Origin of the sequence: Gallaecimonas kandeliae (assembly GCF_030450055.1) — a bacterium.
GTDB classification, from domain to species: domain Bacteria; phylum Pseudomonadota; class Gammaproteobacteria; order Enterobacterales; family Gallaecimonadaceae; genus Gallaecimonas; species Gallaecimonas kandeliae.
The window spans coordinates 2,080,801-2,099,724 of the sequence record NZ_CP118480.1 but is presented as its reverse complement, the minus strand read 5'-3'; the positions used below and the strand labels follow the sequence as shown (position 1 = coordinate 2,099,724).

The following is an 18,924-nucleotide window of genomic DNA, read 5'->3' as shown; positions in this document are numbered from 1 at the left end:
CGGCTCCCACCCAAGCTAGGTACGGCTCGCTTCCAGCAGGTGCCGCCCTTGGACTATGCCCCGCACTTTGAGGCCCGGGCAAAGCCCCACCAGTTCGGCCTTCATGCCCGGTTGCAGCCGAGGCAGGCCAAGGGCCAGGCGGGGATTGACCCCGGCCATGGCCAGGGCGGCCGGCAGGGCTATACCCATGTCCACCAGCCTGCGCACCCCCTCTATCATGGTCAGGTTCGAGCCGCCCAGGGTGCCGTCAGGGCCGACGCAGTGGCCGTCTTTCACCTTTATGGTCTTGCCGGCGAACTCGAAAGCGGTGAGGGCAGGGGCGCCGCTGGCGGGGGTGGCGTCGGTGACCAGAAACAGCTTTTCCCCCAGCAGCCTGTGGGCCAGGCGCAGGTTGGCGGGGCTGACGTGGACGGCGTCGGCGATGATGCCGCAGTGGATGCGCTGGTCCAGGGCAGTGCCGGTAAAGCCCGGGGCGCGGGCGCTGATGGCCGGCATGGCATTGAAGAGGTGGGTGGCCATTGACAGGCCGGCATGGATGGCGGCCAGGCTTTGTGCCTCATCAGCCAGGGTATGGCCCCCCGCCACCTTGATGCCGGCCCCTGTCAGTTTGCTAATGGCTTCTTTCGGGGCCAGCTCCGGTGCCAGTGTCACCAACCTGACCACGTCGGCCGCCTCCAGGATGAGGTTCAAAAGGCTGTCTGAGACAGGGCGGATCAGGCCCTTGTCGTGGATGCCGGCCCTGTCCTTGTTCAACCAGGGCCCTTCCAGGTGCAGGCCCAACAAGCCCTGGCCCTTGTAGTCGCGGGCAGCCTTGATGGCGGCGGCGACCTTGGCGTCGTCGTCTGTAATGAGGGTGGCCAGGAAGCCGGTGGTGCCCTGGGCCAGGTTGCCCTCGTTGAGGTTTTCCAGGCAGCGGGGACTGGGGTCGTCGTTGAACAGCAGGCCATAGCCGCCGTTTTGCTGCAGATCCACGAAGCCCGGCGCCAGGGTCAGCTCCGAGCAGTCCAGCCAGGGCCTGGGCGGCACCTGATGGTAGGGCAGACGCGCCTCTATAAGGCCATCGCGGATCACCAGGTGGCCGGGATTGAGGCCATCCCTGGTCAATAAAGTGGCGCCTGTCAGGCTATATCTGCAATGGGCCATGGCTCTATTGTTTCACTGCCTTGTTTCATGGATCATAAGGGTAATTATCACGTAAAAAGTATCAGAGGACTCGCTATGAGCAATGCGGGCGACACCCGTCCCAGCAACTTTATCCGCCAAATCATCGATGCGGATCTGCAAAGCGGCAAACATCATAGCGTTCACACCCGTTTCCCGCCCGAGCCCAACGGTTACCTGCACATTGGCCATGCCAAGTCCATCTGCCTGAACTTCGGCCTGGCCGAGGACTACAAGGGCAAATGTAACCTGCGTTTCGACGACACCAACCCGGCCAAGGAAGAGCAGGAGTATGTGGACGCCATCAAGCGCGACGTGCATTGGCTGGGCTTCGAATGGGATGGCGAAGTGCGCCATTCCTCCGATTATTTCGAGCAGCTCCATGACTATGCGGTGGAGCTCATCCAGAAGGGCCTGGCTTACGTCGACGAGCTGAGCCCCGAGCAGATCCGTGAGTACCGCGGCACCCTCAAGGAGCCGGGCAAGAACAGCCCTTACCGCGACCGCAGCGTCGAGGAAAACCTCGAGCTGTTCAAGAAGATGCGTGACGGCGGCTTCAAGGAAGGCGAGGCCTGCCTGCGCGCCAAAATCGACATGGCCTCCAGCTTCATCGTGATGCGCGACCCCGTGCTGTACCGGGTCAAGTTTGCCCACCACCACCAGACCGGTGACAAGTGGTGCATCTACCCCATGTACGACTTCACCCACTGCATCTCGGACGCCATCGAAGAGATCACCCACAGCCTCTGTACCCTGGAGTTCCAGGACAACCGCCGGCTCTACGACTGGGTGCTGGACAACATCTCCATCCCCTGCCATCCCCGCCAGTACGAGTTCTCGCGCCTGAACCTGGAGTACACAGTGACTTCCAAGCGCAAGCTCAACCAACTGGTGGTGGAGAAGCACGTGTCCGGTTGGGATGACCCGCGCATGCCCACCATCGCCGGCCTGCGCCGCCGCGGCTACACCCCGGCCGCCATCCGCGAGTTCTGCCTGCGCATCGGTGTGACCAAGATGGACAACACCGTCGAGATGGCCATGCTCGAGGCCTGCATCCGTGACGACCTCAACGACAACGCCCCCCGCGCCATGGCGGTGCTGGACCCGGTGCGCCTGGTCATCGAGAACTACCCGGAAGGCGAAGTGGAGTGGCTGGACGCCCCCAACCACCCCAGCAAGCCCGAGATGGGTTCCCGCAAGGTGCCCTTCAGCCGCGAGCTGGTGATCGAGGCCGAGGACTTCCGCGAGGAAGCCAACAAGAAGTACAAGCGCCTGGTGCTGGGCAAGGAAGTGCGGCTGCGTAACGCCTACTACGTCAAGGCCGAGCGGGTCGAGAAGGACGAGGCGGGCAACATCACCACCATCTACTGCACCTACGACTCCGACACCCTGGGCAAGGACCCGGCCGACGGCCGCAAGGCCAAGGGCGTGATCCACTGGGTCAGTGCGGATCACGGCGTGCCGGCCGAGGTGCGCCTCTACGACCGTCTCTTCAAGGTGCCGAACCCCGGCGGCGCCGAGGACTTCCTCGGTACCATCAACCCCGAATCCCTGTCCGTGATGCAGGGCCTGGTGGAACCTTCCCTGGCCCAGGCCAAGGCCCAGGCCGGCTACCAGTTCGAGCGCCTCGGCTATTTCTGCCGCGACGCCGACGAGGGTCCCCTGGTGTTCAACCGCACCGTCGGCCTCAGGGATACCTGGGCCAACGGCGGCTCCGAAGACTAAAAGGCAAACGCCGCCGCAAGGCGGCGTTTTCTTGTGATGAGTATCGCGTCCCCCTGCATCGCCTGCTGCGCCCTCAATGACGACCAGGTCTGCGTCGGCTGCTACAGGACCATTATCGAAATCGCCAACTGGACCAGGCTGTCTCCTGCCGAGCGGGCCGAGGCGCTGCGGGCCCTACCTGGGCGCAAGGCGGCCATGCCGGCCTGGGGCGAGCAAGACACCCAGCCCATCACCGGCGACTTGCACCGCGCCGCCAAGGCCGCTTACCGGCAAAAAAACGGCGGCGGTTGAAAGCCAAAGGCCATGGCCTGGGTCTATGGAGGACAACCTTCACCGAGCCAAGCCATGACCGCCTTTCTCATCCGTGCCCAGCAGCTGCTGGACCAGACACGTCGCCTCGACTTCCTCGCCCCTTTGGCCCTGCGCCTCTACCTGGTGCCCATCTTCTGGATGGCCGGCAGCCACAAACTGGCGGATTTCGCCGGTACCGTCGAATGGTTCGGCAATGCTGACTGGGGCCTGGGGTTGCCGCTGCCGGGGCTGATGGCTTTCCTGGCCACCGCCACCGAGCTGGGGGGCAGCGTACTGTTGCTGATAGGCCTCGGGGTTCGCTGGGTCAGTATCCCGCTGATGGTGACCATGCTGGTGGCCATTTTCACGGTGCACTGGCCCAACGGCTGGCAGGCCATCGCCGATCCCGGTGCCCCCTTCGCCAACGCCCAGGTGCTGGCATCAAGCGAGAAGCTGGCCAAGGCCAAGGCGTTGCTGCAGCAATACGGCCACTACGACTGGCTGACCAGCTCAGGGCCCTTGGTCGTCCTCAACAACGGGTTCGAGTTCGCCGCCACTTATCTCATCATACTGCTCAGCCTCTTCTTTACCGGCGCCGGCAAGTACCTGTCCCTGGACCATTGGCTGCGCAGGCGCTTCATGGAGTGATACCCTAAGGCCTTTCTGTTTGACGTCGAGATCCCCATGGATGCCCTGGAGCTGTTGTTAAGCCGCACTTCCGATCCCCAACTCACCGAGCCCGCCCCCAGTGGCGAGGCCTTGGAAACCCTGTTCCAGGCCGCGTTGCGGGTGCCGGACCACGGTGGCCTCAAGCCTTTTCGTTTCGTGCTCATCGAGGGGGAGGGCAGGGGCCGCCTTGGCAAGGTCTGTCAACGGGCCCTGTTGGCCGACCAGCCAGACGCCGACGAGGCGGCCAGGACCAAGGCGCTGCATCTGCTGGAGCGGGCGCCATTGGTGATCGCCGTCATCTCGCGGATCCAGGCGCATCCCAAGGTGCCGGCCTTCGAGCAGCAGCTGACGGCTGGGCTTGCCGTACAGGCCATGCAGATGGCGGCTGTGGCCCAGGGCTTTGGCGGTATCTGGCGCACCGGCAGCTACGCCACCCATGCCCTGGTGCGGCAGGCCCTGGGGGTGGAAGGGGAGGACGAGATAGTGGGCTTTCTCTACCTGGGCACCCCGGTCAAGACCAAGCTCAAGGTGCCAAGACCGGACAGCGCGCCCTTCGTCAGCCGTTTCTGAACAAAAAAAGGTTCGCCGAAGGCCCGCCAGGGCCTTCGTTTCATGCCATCAGCTGCTCGCGGAAGATGAAGAAGACGGCGCCGAGGATGCAGCAACCGGCCCAGAGGTAGTCCCACTTGAAGGGCTCTTTGAGATAGAAGAGGGCGAAGGGCACGAAGATCAGCAAGGTGATGCACTCCTGCACTATTTTGAGCTGGGCGGCGCTGGCCACCTGGTAACCGATGCGGTTGGCCGGCACTTGCAGCAGGTATTCGAACAGGGCTATGCCCCAGCTCAGCAGGGCCGCCACTATCCAGGGCTTGGCCGACAGGCTTTTGAGGTGCCCGTACCAGGCGAAGGTCATGAAGATGTTGGACAGGCTCAAGAGCAGCACTGTGATGGCGAGTGGCGGCATGGACATTCTCCTGGGATGGCGCCGCTATTGTGCCGCCACAATCCCTGCTTTGATTGATGAAATTTTTTCATCTTGACGATGCGGTAGTGAAATTGCCGCTGTAGGGGCCTGCCCCCACAATCGCGCCATCCTTGCCTGGCGTTTTCCCCATGTCCCTTCGCCCCCTGCTGTTGCTGCTTGCCGGCCTGCTGCTGCTCACCGTCAACATCGCCGTGCTCAACACCCTGGTGCCTTTGTGGCTGGCCAGGGACGGCGTCGCCACCTCAGAGATCGGCCTGGTGGGTTCCGGCTATTTCGTCGGCAACCTGGTCGGCACCTTGCTGGCGGGTTCCTTTATCCGCCGCCTGGGCTTTGCCTGGGCTTACCAGTTGGCTTGCCTGTTGTTCCTGCTGGCCCTTGGCGGCTTGGCCCTGGGGCCCTCCCTTGCCGGTTGGCTGGGCTGGCGTTTCCTGGCCGGCGTGGCCTGTGCCTGCATCTGGGTGGTGGTGGAGTCCTGGCTGATGCTGCGTGGCGAGCCCAGGTTAAGGGGTCGGCTGCTGGCCGCCTATATGGTGACCTATTACCTCGGCACCCTGGCCGGCCAGCTGCTGCTGTCGGTCGCCGACACTGCCCTGGTCGCAGTGCTGCCTTGGGTTGAGGCCCTGGTGGGCCTGGCCATGCTGCCGGTGGCTCTGGCCGGCGGCGGGGCCGTGCCTGTCGCTAAAGGGGGGCGGGCCAGCCCTTGGGCGCTGCTGGCCCTGAAACCGGCCCGCATTGGGGTGCTGGGCTGCGTGCTGGCCGGGGTGGTGCTGGGTTGCCTCTACGGCCTGTTGCCGCTCTATCTTGCCCGCCAGCATTTCGACGATGCCGAGGTAGGGATCTGGATGGCGGTGCTGGTGGCCGCCGGGATCCTGGGCCAATGGCCTTTGGGGCGACTGGCCGATCGCCTGGGGCGCCTGCCTGTGCTGCTGGGGCAGATGGCGTTGATGACGGCCAGCGCCTTGTGGCTGGCACTGCTGGGCAAGGGGGCAGGTTTTGCCCCGGCCTTGGCTATCCTGGGGCTGGTGGCCTTCAGCCTCTATCCGGTGGCCATGGCCTGGGCCTGTGAACAGGTGGGTAGCGAGCAGCTGGTGGCCATGAACCAGGGGCTGCTGCTGGCTTACTGTGTTGGCAGCCTGGCTGGGCCTGCCTTTGCTGCCTGGCTGATGGAGGCGATAGGCGATGGCGCCCTCTTTGCCCTTATCGCCGCCCTGAGTCTGCCCGTCGGCCTCTGGTGCTGGTGGCGGGAGCGCAATGCTCTTGCTATTGTGGTGTAACTTTTGACTCATCTGTGCCTATAATGTCTCCAAAGAGATGTGGAGGCCCTGATGCAAGCGCTAGCACAACTGGATCCCAAGGCGGTACTGAGCAAGGCCCTGCTGGCGGCAGGCAAGGAACTGGGCCTGACCCAGGCGGAGGTAGGGCAGGTGGTGGGTCGCAACCGCACTCGGCTGCGGGACGGCCTGGAGCCGGCCAGCAAGGAAGGGGAGCTGGCACTGCTGTTGATCCGCCTGCACCGCAGCCTCTTTGCCCTGACCGGCGGTGAGCCGGCCGACATCCGCCACTTCATGAATACCCACAATCACCTCAGCCAAGGGGTGCCCAAGGATCAGGCCCAGACTGTGCAGGGCCTGGTGCGGCTGGTCAACCTGCTGGACGGCCTGAGGGGCAAGATCTGATGCAGCCCATACAGGGCCTGGCCTGGCGCCTGGTGGAGTCCCAGGAGCAGGTGGCCACTTCCCACCTGGTGGACAGCCTGGCCGAGCAGCAGCTGCTGGAAGATCTCCTCGATTACGCCAAGCCGCCGCGCCTGCCCGGCACCGAGCACCTTCATTACCTGCTGGCCACCCCCTTTCGCTATCCACCCCTGCCCTGGGGCTCGCGTTTTGGCCGCAGCCATGAGCCCAGCCTCTTCTACGCCGGCAAGTCCATCAATGTCACCCTCACCGAGGGGGCCTATTACCGGCTGGTGTTCTGGCACTCCATGAGCGAACCGCCTCCCAGCCAGCTGCTGCGCACCCAGCATCACCTCTTTGCCTTCCATTACCGCACCGGCAAGGGCGAGAAACTGCAGGACTGGCCTAAGCAGGAACAACTCACCGATCCGGTGAACTATGGTCATTGCCAGGCGCTGGGCAGCCGTTTGCGCGCCGACGGGGTAGAGGCCTTCGAGTACCGCTCGGCCAGGAGTGAGGAAGGGGAGCTCAACGTGGCCCTCTTCACCCCCAAGGCTCTGGTCAGCCAGAGGCCCAAGCGGCTCAGCCGCTGGCTGTGCGAGGTGAGCGGGGCCGGGGTGACCTTCCTGGGCGGCGAGGGCAACGATCTCTACCTCTTCCCCGCCGAGCTGTTCGAAGTGGAAGGCCTGCTGCCCCTGCCGGCCTGAGGCACTTCCCGCCGGTGCTGGCCGGCATTAAAATGCGGCCTCCACCAAGGAGTCGCCATGCCGCGCCGCGCTGCCACCGCCATCATCTTCATCGGTTTCTGCCTGCTGGGGATGGTCTTCATCCTCTGGGGCATACTGCTGCCGAACATGGCGGCGAGCCTGGCCATGGACGAGGTGGTCAGTGGCGCCTTCTTCACCCTGATCTCCGCCGGCTCCTTGCTGGGGGCCTTCCTGGCCGGCAAGTACGTGCAGAAGTTCGATTTCCTGGCCCTGTTTGCCTCCCTTAGTGCGGCTGTCAGCGGCTTGCTGCTGGGGCTGTCCTGGGTGACCCAGTGGGGCTGGTTGCTGGTGGGGGCCTTCTGGGTGGGGTTGGTCAGCGCCGTGCTCTTCACCATAGGCCACACCCTGATCGCCCGGCTGCACCTGGCCAGGCGCTCGGCCATGATGGGGCTGATGGACTTCATGTTCAGCCTCGGCACATTGCTGGCCCCCTTCTATGTTTCGGCTCTTTATCTCTGGCAGCACGACTGGCGCTGGCCGCTGCGGTTGCTGGCCCTGGCCTTGTTGCTGCTGGCCGCCTTCAGCTGGCGTACGGCCCGCCAGGCCAAACAGCTGCCCCCCTTGCCGGGAAGCGCCTCCCGCCAGAGCCTGTCCTACGGCGAGGCGCTGCGCCACAAAGCCTTCCTGCTGCTGGCCCTGGCCGGCTTCGGCTATGGCGCCGTGGAGTTTGGCAACGGCAACTGGTTTGTCAGCTATGCCCAGCAGGGCCGGGGGCTGGAGGGGGACGAGGCCCGTTTCGTCTTCGCTTTTTTCACGGCCGGCATGGTGCTGAGCCGCCTGGGCTTCTCATCGCTGCTGCGCTTTTTCGCGCCGTGGCAGTTGATGCGGCTTTTGGCGGGGATGATGCTGCTGGGGGCCTTGGTCATCAAGCTGGGGGCGGCGTCCGTGGCGCTGTCGACCGGCAACCTGCTGCTGGGCCTGGGGCTGGGAGGCCTGTTCCCGCTGCTGTTGTCGTCGGCCATGGACATGGACAGCGACAAGGGCCCTGTGCTGTCGGGGCTCATCTCCATCGGCGCTTCCCTTGGGGTCCAGGCCGCCTCCTTCGGCACCGGCCTCTGGGCCCATTATGCGCCCCTGGCCACCGCCTTCTGGACACTGCCCCTGGGGGCGTTGTGGCTGGCGGCCTTCGTCTGGCGCTACAGCAGCCAGGTGAGGCCGGCCGAAGGTCAATGAAGGGGCAAGTCGCTCAGCACCACACCGTTGAGGTCGGCGTAGAGCCACTGGCCGGGTTTGATGGTCAGGCCGCCCAGCTCAAGGGAAACTTGGGTTTCTCCCAGGCCGCGCCGCGCCGTCTTAAAGGGCGTGGTGCCCAGGGCCTTGACCCCCAGCGCCAAGGTGGCGAGGGTGCCGGCGTCGCGGATGGCGCCATGGATCACCACCCCGGCCCAGCCGTTGTCCACGGCGCTCTGGGCGATGAGGTCTCCCATCAAGGCCTGGCGCAAGGAGCCGCCGCCGTCCACCACCAGCACCTTGCCCTGACCCTGGCCTGCCAGCAGTTCCTTGACCCTGGAGTTGTCCTCGAAGCAGCTCACCGTCACCACCTGGCCGAAGAAGCAGGCCTTGCCGCCGAGATCCCGCAAGGGCAGATCCAGCAGCGCCAGCTTGTCGCCGTGGCTGTCGCAAAGGTCGGGTAACAGGTCCAGCATCTGGCCTCCTCATCATTTCTGTGGGATGGTTAGCACAACTCATAAGACCAGTTAAAAGCCCCATGTTCAACCTGCCTTATATCCAACCCCTGTTCCGGCCCCCCTCGGAATGGCGCTCCCTCATCCTCCAGGTCACCAACGGCTGCAGCTACAACCAGTGCACCTTCTGCGACATGTACACGGCGCCCCAGAAACGCTTCAGGGCCCGAAAACTTGAGGAGATCGAAGCGGAGATCCGGGCTGTGGCCGGCAGCGGCGTGGCGGTGCAGCGGGTGTTCCTGGCCGACGGCGACGCCATGACGCTGCCGGTTCATCGCCTGCAGGCCATCTGCGAGCTGATCGGCAAGCACCTGCCCGGCGTCAGGCGCATCAGCAGCTACTGCCTGCCGCGCAACCTCAAGAACAAGAGTGTCGATGAACTCAAGATGCTGCGGGCGCTTGGCCTCGATCTGGTCTATGTGGGCTGCGAGAGCGGTGACGACGAGGTGCTGGCCGGCATCAACAAGGGGGAGACCTTCGAGAGCTCCAAGGCGGCCTTGTTGAAGCTGGGGGAGGCGGGCATCAAGCGCTCCGTGATGATCCTGAACGGCATGGGCGGCGCCGAGCGCTCCCGCCAGCACGCCCTCCAGTCCGCTCGGCTGATGAACGCCACCCAGCCCGAATACCTGTCCACCCTGGTGGTGTCCTTCCCCTTGGGCATGGACAGGGTCCTGGCCGGATTTGGCGGCGCCTTCACGCCGCTGGCGGTGCCGGATCTCATCGACGAGCAGGCCTGGCTGCTGGGCGAGCTGGGCCTGGAACAGACGATTTTCCGCTCCGACCACGCTTCCAACTACCTGGTGCTCAAGGGCACCCTGGGCCGGGACAAGGCGGCGCTGCTGGCGCAGATCGAAAGGGCGCGAGAAGGCCTGGTGCCGCTCAGGGCGGAGTGGCAGCGGGGCCTCTGAGCTTGCCAGGAGTTGGGGCCTGGTCTTTCCTTGAAAGACAGTGGCACTCAAGGGAATGGGCCCATGAAAACCTTCATCCTGATCTGTTGCCTGCTCTGCCAAGCGGCCCTGGCCGAGGTGCAGCTGGCCAACCAATACCATCAAGGGGTCGACCTCTCCCAATACTGGGTCAGCGAAAAGCTGGACGGGATCCGGGGTGTCTGGACGGGCCGGAAGCTGCTGAGCAAGGCCGGCAAGCCATTGACGGCACCGGCCTGGTTCACCCAGGCCCTGCCGCCTGTGCCGCTGGATGGGGAGCTTTGGACGGGGCGCAGCGCCTTTGCCGAGGTGGCGGCCATAGTCCTTGACGACGAACCCGACGACAACGCCTGGCACAAGGTCCATTACCTGATCTTCGACATGCCAGGCGAGCCTGGTCCCTTCGACGAACGGCTCAAGGCCATGAACAAGCTCATCCCCGCCCAAAAGCTGCCCTGGCTCGAGGTCATCACCCAGTTCAAGGTCAAGGACCAGGCCGACCTCATGGCCAGGCTTGAGGCGGTACTGGCCAAGGGCGGCGAGGGCCTGATGCTTCACAAGGGCAGCGCCGCCTACCATGGCGGCCGGGACGACGATCTGCTCAAACTCAAGCCCTACCAGGACATGGAAGGGACGGTCATCGCCGTGCTGCCTGGCAAGGGCAAGTACCAGGGGATGATGGGCTCACTGGTGCTGAAACTGGACAACGGTGTGGAGTTTCGCCTCGGCACCGGCTTCAGTGATGCCGAGCGGCGCCAGCCACCGGCCCCGGGGACCAGGGTGACCTTCCAATACAACGGCCTGACCCAAAGCGGCAAGCCGCGCTTCGCCCGTTTCCTGAGGGTAAGGCCAACGGGGAGCTGAAACAGAACCGGCGCCTGATGGCGCCGGAAACAGGGTAAGGGCAGGCCCTTAGATAGGAGTGACGTTTTCCGCCTGGGGACCTTTCTGGCCCTGGGTTACCACCATGGTCACCTGCTGGCCTTCGGCCAGGGTGCGGCGGCCATTGCCGTTGATGGCGCTGAAGTGGACGAAAACGTCCTTGCCGCCTTCCTGCTCAATGAACCCGAAACCTTTCTCGTCATTGAACCACTTGACGGTGCCTTTCACTTGATTTGACATGACTTTTTTCCAAATTTGATGCCGGCCTGCCGGCTGAAGCTTTTCCCCGGCCCTCTTGGGCTGGAGCGAGCCCGGTCCCTGCACTGCTTGGCGTTCCGGGCTCAGGAGCCATCATCCTAAGATCTGGCCACAAAGTAAACTGTTGTCAGGGTTGTCACAGGTCCAACCTTTTAGCTGGCTGGACCATCTTTGCCAAGCTTAAGGGGTAGACTAGCGCCAGTCTCGCCAGAGGTTTTAACTTAAGACCATGTTTTTAAAAGACTATCACCAGGATAAGCCGGAAGGTTTCGCTTTCACCCGGGCCCAGGCCAGCCTGTTCGCCAAAGGGGTGGCGTCCGACTTCAACCCCATCCACGACGAAGACGCCAAGCGCTTCTGCGTGCCGGGCGATCTGCTGTTCGCCATGCTGGTCAGCAAGGTTGGGCTGCACCAGAAGATGCGCTGCAACTTCAGCGGCATGGTGGGCAGCGAGGTCACGCTGCACCTGGAATGTGGCCAAGACCATGCCCTTATCAAGGACGCGGCCGGCAAGGAATACCTGGACATGGCTTACAGCGGCGAGTTGAGCCGGGACGAAGCGCTCATCGAGCATTTGATCCGCCGCTACGTCTATTTCTCCGGCCAGAACTTCCCGCCGATCCTGCTGCCGCTGATGAAGGACAAGGGCGTGATGCTCAACCCCGCCCGCCCGCTGGTGATGTACCAGAACATGGCGATTGACCTCAAACGGGTGGATCTCAAGGCCCCGGATATCGTCTTCACCGGCGCCACCCTGGATGTGGAAGGCAAACGTGGCAATGCCCTGCTGCGCTTCGACTTCGTCGAGGACGGCGAGGTGGTGGGCAGCGGCGAGAAGCTGATGGTGCTGTCCGGCCTGGTGCCCTATGAGCAGGCCGAGATGGACAAGATGGTGGCCTTCTACTTCGAACGAAAGGCCGCCTTCGCCGCCTGAAGAAAACCCCGCCGTGGCGGGGTTTTTATTTCAGCTGCCTGAATGGCATTTTAGCTGGGATTGTGCCAGACACTGAGCCTTGGCTTTACCCTCACTTTGACTGTCGATGCAGAAGTCCAACCGAACCTGTTGTGAGGCGGCCTGCGCCTTGCCCTCTTTACTCGGTATCCAGTGCCATCCCTTAATCAACTGGGCGGCAGGTTTCTCCAGTCCGCGACTGGGGATAGCGTCCACCAGCTGAACCTTGTCCGTGTTACCGTCTTTGTCGATGTTAACGTTAAAAAGTGCGCAACCACGAATGCCGGCTTTTGCCAGCGGTAGAGGATAAGTGGGTTCAGTCTGTTCACTGCGCACCCAGGGGGCTGGGGTTTGTGGATAGCTGACCTGTACCTTTCCAAAAAGTTGCACCGAGGTCAGCATGGAGAGCAAAAGCATCATAAATACATTTCCTTATGTTTAGATGATCTTACCTTACCCACCCCCTCCGATGGGAGTCAAGCGAGCGCTGGGGCGTCGTAATCTTCGGGCTCGTCGGAGTAGACGCAGACGTTGTAGCTGGCCACCAGGCCGTCAGGGCTCAGGCACTGGGCCTCGAAGAAGGCGCCAATGTCGCGGCGCTGGCAATGGGCCTCGAAGCTGACCATGTCTGCCCAGATCTCATTGAAAACCAGTGGCTTGCTGCTGCCTTCGGCGAAGGGGCTGGGGATCTGGCGGGTCAGGCGGTATTGCAGGCAGCCGTCCTCGCGCAGGGTGTCGGCCTCCAGGGCCTGCAATACCCGGAACAGCTCCTTGTCCTTGCCCGGCTTGGGCTCGAAACTGGCGATGCAATAAACCTTCTTGGACATCTTATGACTCCTTGGATGCGAGGCCGCCATCATGGCAACAGCGGCCGGGGCGCACAGTGACAGCTCCGCAACAGGCGTTGACACTGTTCATTTCAATGAAAAAGGCGGCCAGGGCCGCCTTTTTCAGGACAGTATGATGTAGTCGCTTTGCTGGATGATGCCGCCGTGGGGGCCTTCCAGCAATTGCACGTAACGGCCACCGGCCTGATCGACGGGGACGCAGTCATCCAGGTCCAGCAGGGCGTCGGTGTGGGGCTTGTCCCAGTGGCTGGCCAGCTGCTGCTTGCCCTTGGCCTTGGCTTCGACCTTGTCCTTGGCCACCACCAGCAGGTAGTGGTGGGCCTCTCCGAACTGGCCGTCCTCGTAGCCGCCGAGGTTGATGAAATAGAGCCGGGGTTCGCCTGGGGCCGGGGCCTGGTCGCTGAGGCGCACCTGAAACTCGTCTATGCCGTCCACCGCCAGCCAGGAATCGATGTGCAGGCCCTTGGCGGCGCCAAACCACTGTTGGCGCAGCTGCTCGAAACAACCTTCGAACTCGTCCGCCACGGCGAAGACGACGTCATGGACTTCTATCTTGGCCCTGGGGTGGCGGCCCCCCAACATCACCACGTAAAGCATTGAGACCTCTCCTTGAATGCACCGGCATGGTAATGCAGCCAAGGCCCTTTGTCAGCCTGCCAGCAGGCACTGGGGCAAGGGGTTTTCGGCCTTGAGCTCTTCGGTGATTTCCGCCATGGCCTGGCGTAGCCAGCGGTGGGCCGGATTCCGCTCGTTGCGCTCATGCCATATTAGCGACACCGGCTTGGTGGGCAGCTCCACCGGTGGCTTGGTGACCCAGAGCTCGCCGCAGGTGCTGTATTCGAAGATGGCGGAGAAGGGCAGGGTGGCGATGAGGTTGGTTTCCTTGAGCAGCTTGGGCACGGCCGAGAAGTGGTTGGTGGTCATGGCCACCCGACGGCACAGATCCTGGTCGCTGAGGATGCAGTCCACCACCCCCTGGGTGTCGCCGGACAGGGACACCATCAAATGGTCGGCCTGGGCATAGTCCGCGAGGGACAGCGGCTTTTGCGCCAGGGGATGGTGGTTGCCCATGGCGCAGGCGAAGTAGGAGTCGAACAGGTGCAGGTGCTTGAGCTGGGGGGCCATGTTGGGGCCGGCCTGGGCCACCACGAAATCCACCTCGGCGTTGAGCAGGCTGCTCTCCACCGTGGCCATGGTGAAAGGCACCGCCACTATGTCCACCCCAGGGGCTTCTCTTTCCACCCGGCCACGCAGCCGGCTCCAGTAGATGTCCACGATCAAGTCAGAGACCCCCAGCCGGAAGGCCTGGCGGGTGTTCTGGGGATCGAAGGGCTGGGGATCGACGGCGTCCCGCAGTTGCTGGAGGTTGGCCCGCACCTGCTGCCAGAGACTGGTGGCGAAGGGGGTAGGGCTGACGCCGCGCCCGTCCTTGATAAAGACGGGGTCGCCGAAGGTGGCCCGCATCCGCGACAAGGCGTTGGATACCGCCGGTTGGGTCATGGCCAGCTGGCCGGCGGCCCGGGAGACGGAGCCTTCGCGCATGATGGCGTCGAAGATCACCAGGAGGTTGAGGTCCAGCTTCATATCATCACCAAATCCAATGAGTGCTATTCAATTTATAAATTAGACGTTATGGGATCTCGCCGCAAGAATATGTGACCTAAATCACCCTTTCTGCCAGGAGTCCCCCATGAGAGCCCTCATGCCCTTTGCCCTTACCCTGTTGGTGTTGGCCGGTTGCTCCCCCCAGGCCCAGACCCAGGGCGGCGCTCCCCAGGCCCCCGCCGTGTCGGTGGCCCAGGTGCTCAAGACCCCCATCAACGAATGGGACCAGTTCACCGGCCGCCTGGAGGCGCCGCAGCAGGTGCAGATCCGCCCCCGTGTCTCCGGTTACATCGACAAGGTGGCCTTCACCGAGGGCAGCCTGGTGAGCAAGGGCGATCTGCTGTTCCAAATCGACCCCAGGCCCTTTGCCGCCGAGGTCAAACGCCTCGACGCCGAGCTGCTGCGCGCCCGCGCCCAGGCCCACCAGGCCGAGAGCGAAGCCAAGCGCGGACGCCAACTGGGGCCCAAGGTGATGAGTGTCGAGCAGGCCGATGCCCGCCAGACAGCGGCCATGGCCGCCGAGGCCCAGGTCAAGGCCACAGAGGCGGCCCTGGACGCGGCCAAGCTCAACCTGGAATACACCCAAGTGCGGGCCCCCGTGGCCGGCCGGGTGTCCAGGGCCCTCATCACAGAGGGCAACCTGGTCAGCAGTGGTGACAGCCTGCTCACCACCCTGGTGTCTACCGACAAGGTCTACGCCTACTTCGACGCCGACGAGCAGCTCTTCCTCCACTACAACGAGCTGGCCCGCCAGGGCCGGCGCCAGGGCACCCGTGACGACAGCCAGGTGGTGCTGATGGGCCTGGCCGGCCAGCAGGGCTTCCCCTACCAGGGCCACATCGACTTCGTGGACAACCAGGTGAACCCCGACACCGGCACCATCCGCGCGCGCGCCCTCTTCGACAACACCGACGGCCTGCTGACCCCCGGCATGTTCGCCCGTCTCAAACTGGCCGCCAGCAACAGCCACCCGGCGCTGCTGATCCAGGACAAGGCGGTGGGGACCGATCTGGGCCGCAAGTTCGTGCTGGTGGTGGACGGCAAGCAGCAGGTGCAGTACAGGCCCGTGACCCTGGGCCGCCGCCTGGAAGGGGGCCTGCGCATCGTTCAGCAGGGCCTGGAAGCCGGTGACCAGATCGTCGTCGACGGCCTGCAGCGGGTGCGCCCCGGCATGACAGTCCAAAGCGAGGCCGTGGACATGGCCAGCCCTGACCTGGTCCAGCAATTGGCGCAAAGGGCCGCCCTGACGGCAGCGCCCGGCAGCAGCGCCCAAAAAGCGCTGGCCAACCGTTAAGGAGACGTGAGTGAATTTTTCCCAGTTCTTCATCCGGCGGCCGATCTTCGCCGCCGTCTTGTCGCTGATGCTGCTGATCGCAGGCCTCTTGGCCGTGTTCAAGCTGCCCATCAGCGAATACCCCGAAGTGGTGCCGCCCACTGTGGTGGTCACCGCCAACTACCCCGGCGCCAACCCCAAGGTGATCGGGGAGACGGTGGCCACGCCTCTGGAGCAGGCCATTAACGGCGTGGAAGGCATGCTCTACATGTCTTCCCAGTCCACCGCCGACGGCCGCATGACCCTGACCGTCACCTTCGCCCTGGGCACGGATCTCGACGACGCCCAGGTGGCGGTGCAGAACCGGGTGGCCCGGGCCCTGCCGCGCCTGCCGGAAGAGGTTCAGCGCCTGGGGGTGGTGTCGGAGAAGTCATCGCCCGACCTCACCATGGTGGTGCACCTCACCTCGCCCAACAACCGCTATGACATGCTCTACCTGTCCAACTATGCGCTGCTGAACGTCAAGGATCAGCTGGCCCGCATCGACGGGGTAGGGGACGTCAAGCTGTTCGGCGCCGGCGACTACGCCATGCGCGTCTGGTTGGATCCGGACAAGATAGCGGCCCGCGGCCTCACCGCCGATGATGTGGTGGGTGCCATCCGCGCCCAGAACCGCCAGGTGGCCGCCGGCTCCCTGGGGGCGCCGCCCAACGCCAGCGCCTCCGACTTCCAGCTGCTGATCAACGTCAAGGGCCGCCTCACCACCGAGGAGGAGTTCGGCAACATCGTTGTCCATGTCGGCAAGGACGGGGAGATCACCCGGATACGCGACATAGGCCGGGTCGAACTGGGGGCCGATTTCTACGCCCTGCGCTCCCTGCTGGACAACAAGCAGGCCGTGGCCCTGCCCATCTTCCAGCGCCCCGGCTCCAATGCCATCGCCATCTCCGACGCCGTGCGCGCCAAGATGGCCGAGCTCAAGAAGACCTTCCCGGAAGGGGTGGACTACGACATCGTCTACGACCCCACCGTCTTCGTGCGGGGCTCCATCGAGGCGGTGGCCCACACCTTGCTCGAAGCCATAGCCCTGGTGGTGCTGGTGGTGGTGCTCTTCCTGCAGACCTGGCGCGCCTCCATCATTCCGCTGGTGGCCGTGCCCGTGTCCCTGGTGGGCACCTTCGCGGTGATGCACATCTTCGGCTTCTCGCTGAACGCCCTGAGCCTCTTCGGCATGGTGCTGGCCATCGGCATAGTGGTGGACGACGCCATAGTGGTGGTGGAGAACGTCGAGCGTAACATCGCCCTCGGCAAGGCGCCCTTCGAGGCGACCCAGCAGGCCATGCGCGAGGTGACGGGTCCCATCATCGCCACCGCCCTGGTGCTGGCGGCCGTGTTCATCCCCACCGCCTTCATCTCCGGGCTGACCGGCCAGTTCTATCGCCAGTTCGCCCTGACCATCGCCATCTCCACCTTCATCTCGGCCTTCAACTCCCTGACCTTGAGCCCGGCCCTGGCGGCTATCCTGCTCAAGCCCCACGGCGCGCCCAAGGACAGGCTGACCCGCATCATCGACGGCCTCTTCGGCTGGCTGTTCAGGCCCTTCAACCGCTTCTTCAACAGGGCCTCTGGCGGCTACGTGTTCGGGGTCACCAAGCTGGTGCGCGGCAGCGCCATCACCCTGCTGATCTACGGCGGCCTGCTGGCCCTGACCGGCGTCAGCTTCAACAAGGTGCCCACCGGCTTCGTGCCCAGCCAGGACAAGCAGTACCTGGTGGCCTTCGCCCAGTTGCCGGACGCCGCCACCCTGGACCGCACCGAGGCGGTGATCCGCCAGATGAGCGACATCGCCATGAAGCACCCCGGCGTGGCCCACGCCGTGGCCTTCCCGGGCCTGTCCATCAACGGCTTCACCAACAGCCCTAACAGCGGCATCCTGTTCACGCCCTTGAAACCCTTTGACGAGCGCACCGATCCCAGCCTGTCGGCCGGGGCCATCGCCGCCCAGCTCAACGCCGAGTTCGCCAAGATCAAAGGGGCCTATATCGCCATATTCCCGCCGCCGCCGGTGATGGGCCTTGGCACCATAGGGGGCTTCAGGTTGCAAATCGAGGACAAGGGCAGCCTGGGTTTCGAGGACCTCTACAAGACCACCCAGGGCATAGTGCAGAAGGCCTGGCAGACCCCGGAACTGGCCGGCGTCTTCTCCAGCTTCCAGGTGAGCGTGCCGCAGCTGGACGTGGATGTGGACCGTGAGAAGGCCATGACCCATGGCGTGTCGCTGCCCAGCATCTTCGACACCTTGCAGATCTACCTGGGATCCCTGTACGTGAACGACTTCAACCGCTTCGGCCGCACCTTCCAGGTCAATGCCCAAGCGGCCCCGCAGTTCCGTCAGGATCCACAAACCATCCGCCAGCTCAAGGTGCGCAATGACAAAGGGGAGATGGTGCCGCTCGGCTCCTTCGTGACCCTGACCCAGAGCGCCGGTCCGGACCGGGTGATGCACTACAACGGCTACCCCACCGCCGAGATCAACGGCGGCCCGGCTCCCGGCTACAGCTCCGGCCAGGCCCAGGCGGCCATCACCAAGCTTTTGAACGAGAACCTGCCCAACGGCATGAGCTTCGAATGGACAGAGCTCACCTATCAGCAGATCCTGGCCGGCAACACCAGCTACCTGGTGTTCCCCCTGGTGATCCTCCTGGTGTTTCTGGTGCTGGCCGCCCTCTATGAGAGCTGGTCGCTGCCGCTGGCCATCATCCTCATCGTGCCCATGACGCTGCTGAGCGCCATGCTGGGGGTCATGATCCAGGGCGGGGACAACAACATCTTCACCCAGATAGGGCTGATAGTGCTGGTGGGACTGGCCTGTAAGAACGCCATCCTGATCGTGGAGTTCGCCAAGGAGCAGGAAGAGCACCACGACAAGGGCATAGTGGAGGCGGTGCTAGAAGCCTGTCGCCTACGCCTGAGGCCTATCCTGATGACCTCGGTGGCCTTCATCATGGGGGTAGTGCCCCTGGTCACCTCCACCGGCGCAGGCGCCGAAATGCGCCGGGCCATGGGGGTGGCGGTGTTCTCCGGCATGATAGGGGTCACCTTCTTCGGCCTGCTGCTCACCCCGGTCTTCTACGTGGTGATCCGCAAGCTGGTGGCGCGCCGCCGTGCCAAGACTACGTCTTGAGCCTGGCACTAGCCAATAATATGCCGGCCCCAAGGGGCCG

At 64.0% G+C, this 18,924-nt stretch carries 21 protein-coding genes; 13 read left to right on the top strand and 8 right to left on the bottom strand.

Annotation, left to right across the window (positions count from 1 at the left end):
- Positions 1-15: 15 nt before the first annotated feature.
- On the bottom strand, positions 16-1,143 hold the full coding sequence (gene nagA, locus PVT67_RS10365) for an N-acetylglucosamine-6-phosphate deacetylase (RefSeq protein ID WP_301493459.1): 1,128 nt from the start codon (positions 1,141-1,143) through the stop codon (positions 16-18).
- Between the two features lie 75 nt (positions 1,144-1,218).
- Between nagA and glnS the strand changes: the two genes are divergently transcribed.
- Genes glnS through PVT67_RS10345 form a run of 4 tightly spaced genes read left to right on the top strand, consistent with a single transcriptional unit; the run spans position 1,219 to position 4,416 of the window.
- A complete protein-coding gene (gene glnS, locus PVT67_RS10360; protein ID WP_301493458.1) occupies positions 1,219-2,886 on the top strand; it encodes a glutamine--tRNA ligase in 1,668 nt (555 codons plus the stop codon).
- A 36-nt stretch (positions 2,887-2,922) separates the two neighbouring features.
- Positions 2,923-3,177: a DUF1289 domain-containing protein gene (locus PVT67_RS10355; protein WP_301493457.1), complete on the top strand. Its 255-nt coding sequence runs from the start codon at positions 2,923-2,925 to the stop codon at positions 3,175-3,177.
- Positions 3,178-3,231: 54 nt separating this feature from the next.
- On the top strand, positions 3,232-3,825 hold the full coding sequence (locus PVT67_RS10350) for an HvfX family Cu-binding RiPP maturation protein (protein WP_301493456.1): 594 nt from the start codon (positions 3,232-3,234) through the stop codon (positions 3,823-3,825).
- A gap of 36 nt (positions 3,826-3,861) precedes the next feature.
- The gene (locus PVT67_RS10345) at positions 3,862-4,416 is read left to right on the top strand and encodes an NAD(P)H nitroreductase (protein ID WP_301493455.1); all 555 of its coding nucleotides are present in this window, start codon (positions 3,862-3,864) and stop codon (positions 4,414-4,416) included.
- A 40-nt stretch (positions 4,417-4,456) separates the two neighbouring features.
- Here PVT67_RS10345 and PVT67_RS10340 read toward each other — a convergent pair whose 3' ends face one another.
- Positions 4,457-4,810, bottom strand: coding sequence for a DMT family protein (locus PVT67_RS10340; RefSeq protein WP_301493454.1), 354 nt, complete (start codon positions 4,808-4,810; stop codon positions 4,457-4,459).
- Between the two features lie 149 nt (positions 4,811-4,959).
- Between PVT67_RS10340 and PVT67_RS10335 the strand changes: the two genes are divergently transcribed.
- Genes PVT67_RS10335 through PVT67_RS10320 form a run of 4 tightly spaced genes read left to right on the top strand, consistent with a single transcriptional unit; the run spans position 4,960 to position 8,444 of the window.
- Positions 4,960-6,105 (top strand): MFS transporter, encoded by a 1,146-nt coding sequence (locus tag PVT67_RS10335; RefSeq protein ID WP_301493453.1) that lies wholly within the window; start codon positions 4,960-4,962, stop codon positions 6,103-6,105.
- 51 nt (positions 6,106-6,156) lie between these two features.
- Positions 6,157-6,507, top strand: coding sequence for an MbcA/ParS/Xre antitoxin family protein (locus tag PVT67_RS10330; protein ID WP_301493452.1), 351 nt, complete (start codon positions 6,157-6,159; stop codon positions 6,505-6,507).
- The gene (locus PVT67_RS10325; RefSeq protein ID WP_301493451.1) at positions 6,507-7,211 is read left to right on the top strand and encodes an RES family NAD+ phosphorylase; all 705 of its coding nucleotides are present in this window, start codon (positions 6,507-6,509) and stop codon (positions 7,209-7,211) included. Before PVT67_RS10330 ends, PVT67_RS10325 begins: the two co-directional genes overlap by 1 nt.
- A gap of 57 nt (positions 7,212-7,268) precedes the next feature.
- A complete protein-coding gene (locus PVT67_RS10320) occupies positions 7,269-8,444 on the top strand; it encodes an MFS transporter (protein WP_301493450.1) in 1,176 nt (391 codons plus the stop codon).
- Here PVT67_RS10320 and PVT67_RS10315 read toward each other — a convergent pair.
- Positions 8,438-8,917, bottom strand: a complete 480-nt coding sequence (locus tag PVT67_RS10315) for a putative 4-hydroxy-4-methyl-2-oxoglutarate aldolase (RefSeq protein WP_301493449.1) — start codon at positions 8,915-8,917, stop codon at positions 8,438-8,440. The genes PVT67_RS10320 and PVT67_RS10315 overlap by 7 nt on opposite strands.
- A gap of 62 nt (positions 8,918-8,979) precedes the next feature.
- On the opposite strand from PVT67_RS10315, the gene PVT67_RS10310 reads away from it, so the two are divergent.
- Both PVT67_RS10310 and PVT67_RS10305 read left to right on the top strand, forming a co-directional pair.
- A complete protein-coding gene (locus tag PVT67_RS10310; RefSeq protein ID WP_301493448.1) occupies positions 8,980-9,864 on the top strand; it encodes a radical SAM protein in 885 nt (294 codons plus the stop codon).
- Between the two features lie 63 nt (positions 9,865-9,927).
- The gene (locus PVT67_RS10305; RefSeq protein WP_301493447.1) at positions 9,928-10,746 is read left to right on the top strand and encodes a DNA ligase; all 819 of its coding nucleotides are present in this window, start codon (positions 9,928-9,930) and stop codon (positions 10,744-10,746) included.
- Between the two features lie 48 nt (positions 10,747-10,794).
- Here the strand turns inward: PVT67_RS10305 and PVT67_RS10300 are convergent, their stop codons facing one another.
- Positions 10,795-11,004, bottom strand: coding sequence for a cold-shock protein (locus PVT67_RS10300; RefSeq protein WP_301493445.1), 210 nt, complete (start codon positions 11,002-11,004; stop codon positions 10,795-10,797).
- A 247-nt stretch (positions 11,005-11,251) separates the two neighbouring features.
- Here PVT67_RS10300 and PVT67_RS10295 point away from each other — a divergent pair, with 247 nt between their 5' ends.
- Entirely contained in the window at positions 11,252-11,956 is a 705-nt protein-coding gene (locus PVT67_RS10295) for a DUF3581 family protein (protein WP_301493443.1), read from the top strand.
- Between the two features lie 30 nt (positions 11,957-11,986).
- Here PVT67_RS10295 and PVT67_RS10290 read toward each other — a convergent pair whose 3' ends face one another.
- The 4 genes from PVT67_RS10290 to PVT67_RS10275 form a co-directional block, all read right to left on the bottom strand.
- Positions 11,987-12,394 (bottom strand): energy transducer TonB, encoded by a 408-nt coding sequence (locus PVT67_RS10290; protein WP_301493441.1) that lies wholly within the window; start codon positions 12,392-12,394, stop codon positions 11,987-11,989.
- A 56-nt stretch (positions 12,395-12,450) separates the two neighbouring features.
- Positions 12,451-12,801: a putative quinol monooxygenase gene (locus PVT67_RS10285; protein WP_301493439.1), complete on the bottom strand. Its 351-nt coding sequence runs from the start codon at positions 12,799-12,801 to the stop codon at positions 12,451-12,453.
- A gap of 123 nt (positions 12,802-12,924) precedes the next feature.
- Entirely contained in the window at positions 12,925-13,419 is a 495-nt protein-coding gene (locus tag PVT67_RS10280) for a DUF1543 domain-containing protein (protein WP_301493437.1), read from the bottom strand.
- 51 nt (positions 13,420-13,470) lie between these two features.
- Positions 13,471-14,406: a LysR family transcriptional regulator gene (locus PVT67_RS10275; RefSeq protein ID WP_301493435.1), complete on the bottom strand. Its 936-nt coding sequence runs from the start codon at positions 14,404-14,406 to the stop codon at positions 13,471-13,473.
- Between the two features lie 106 nt (positions 14,407-14,512).
- On the opposite strand from PVT67_RS10275, the gene PVT67_RS10270 reads away from it, so the two are divergent.
- A complete protein-coding gene (locus tag PVT67_RS10270) occupies positions 14,513-15,721 on the top strand; it encodes an efflux RND transporter periplasmic adaptor subunit (RefSeq protein ID WP_301493433.1) in 1,209 nt (402 codons plus the stop codon).
- Between the two features lie 10 nt (positions 15,722-15,731).
- A complete protein-coding gene (locus PVT67_RS10265) occupies positions 15,732-18,884 on the top strand; it encodes an efflux RND transporter permease subunit (RefSeq protein WP_301493431.1) in 3,153 nt (1,050 codons plus the stop codon).
- Positions 18,885-18,924: the final 40 nt, after the last annotated feature.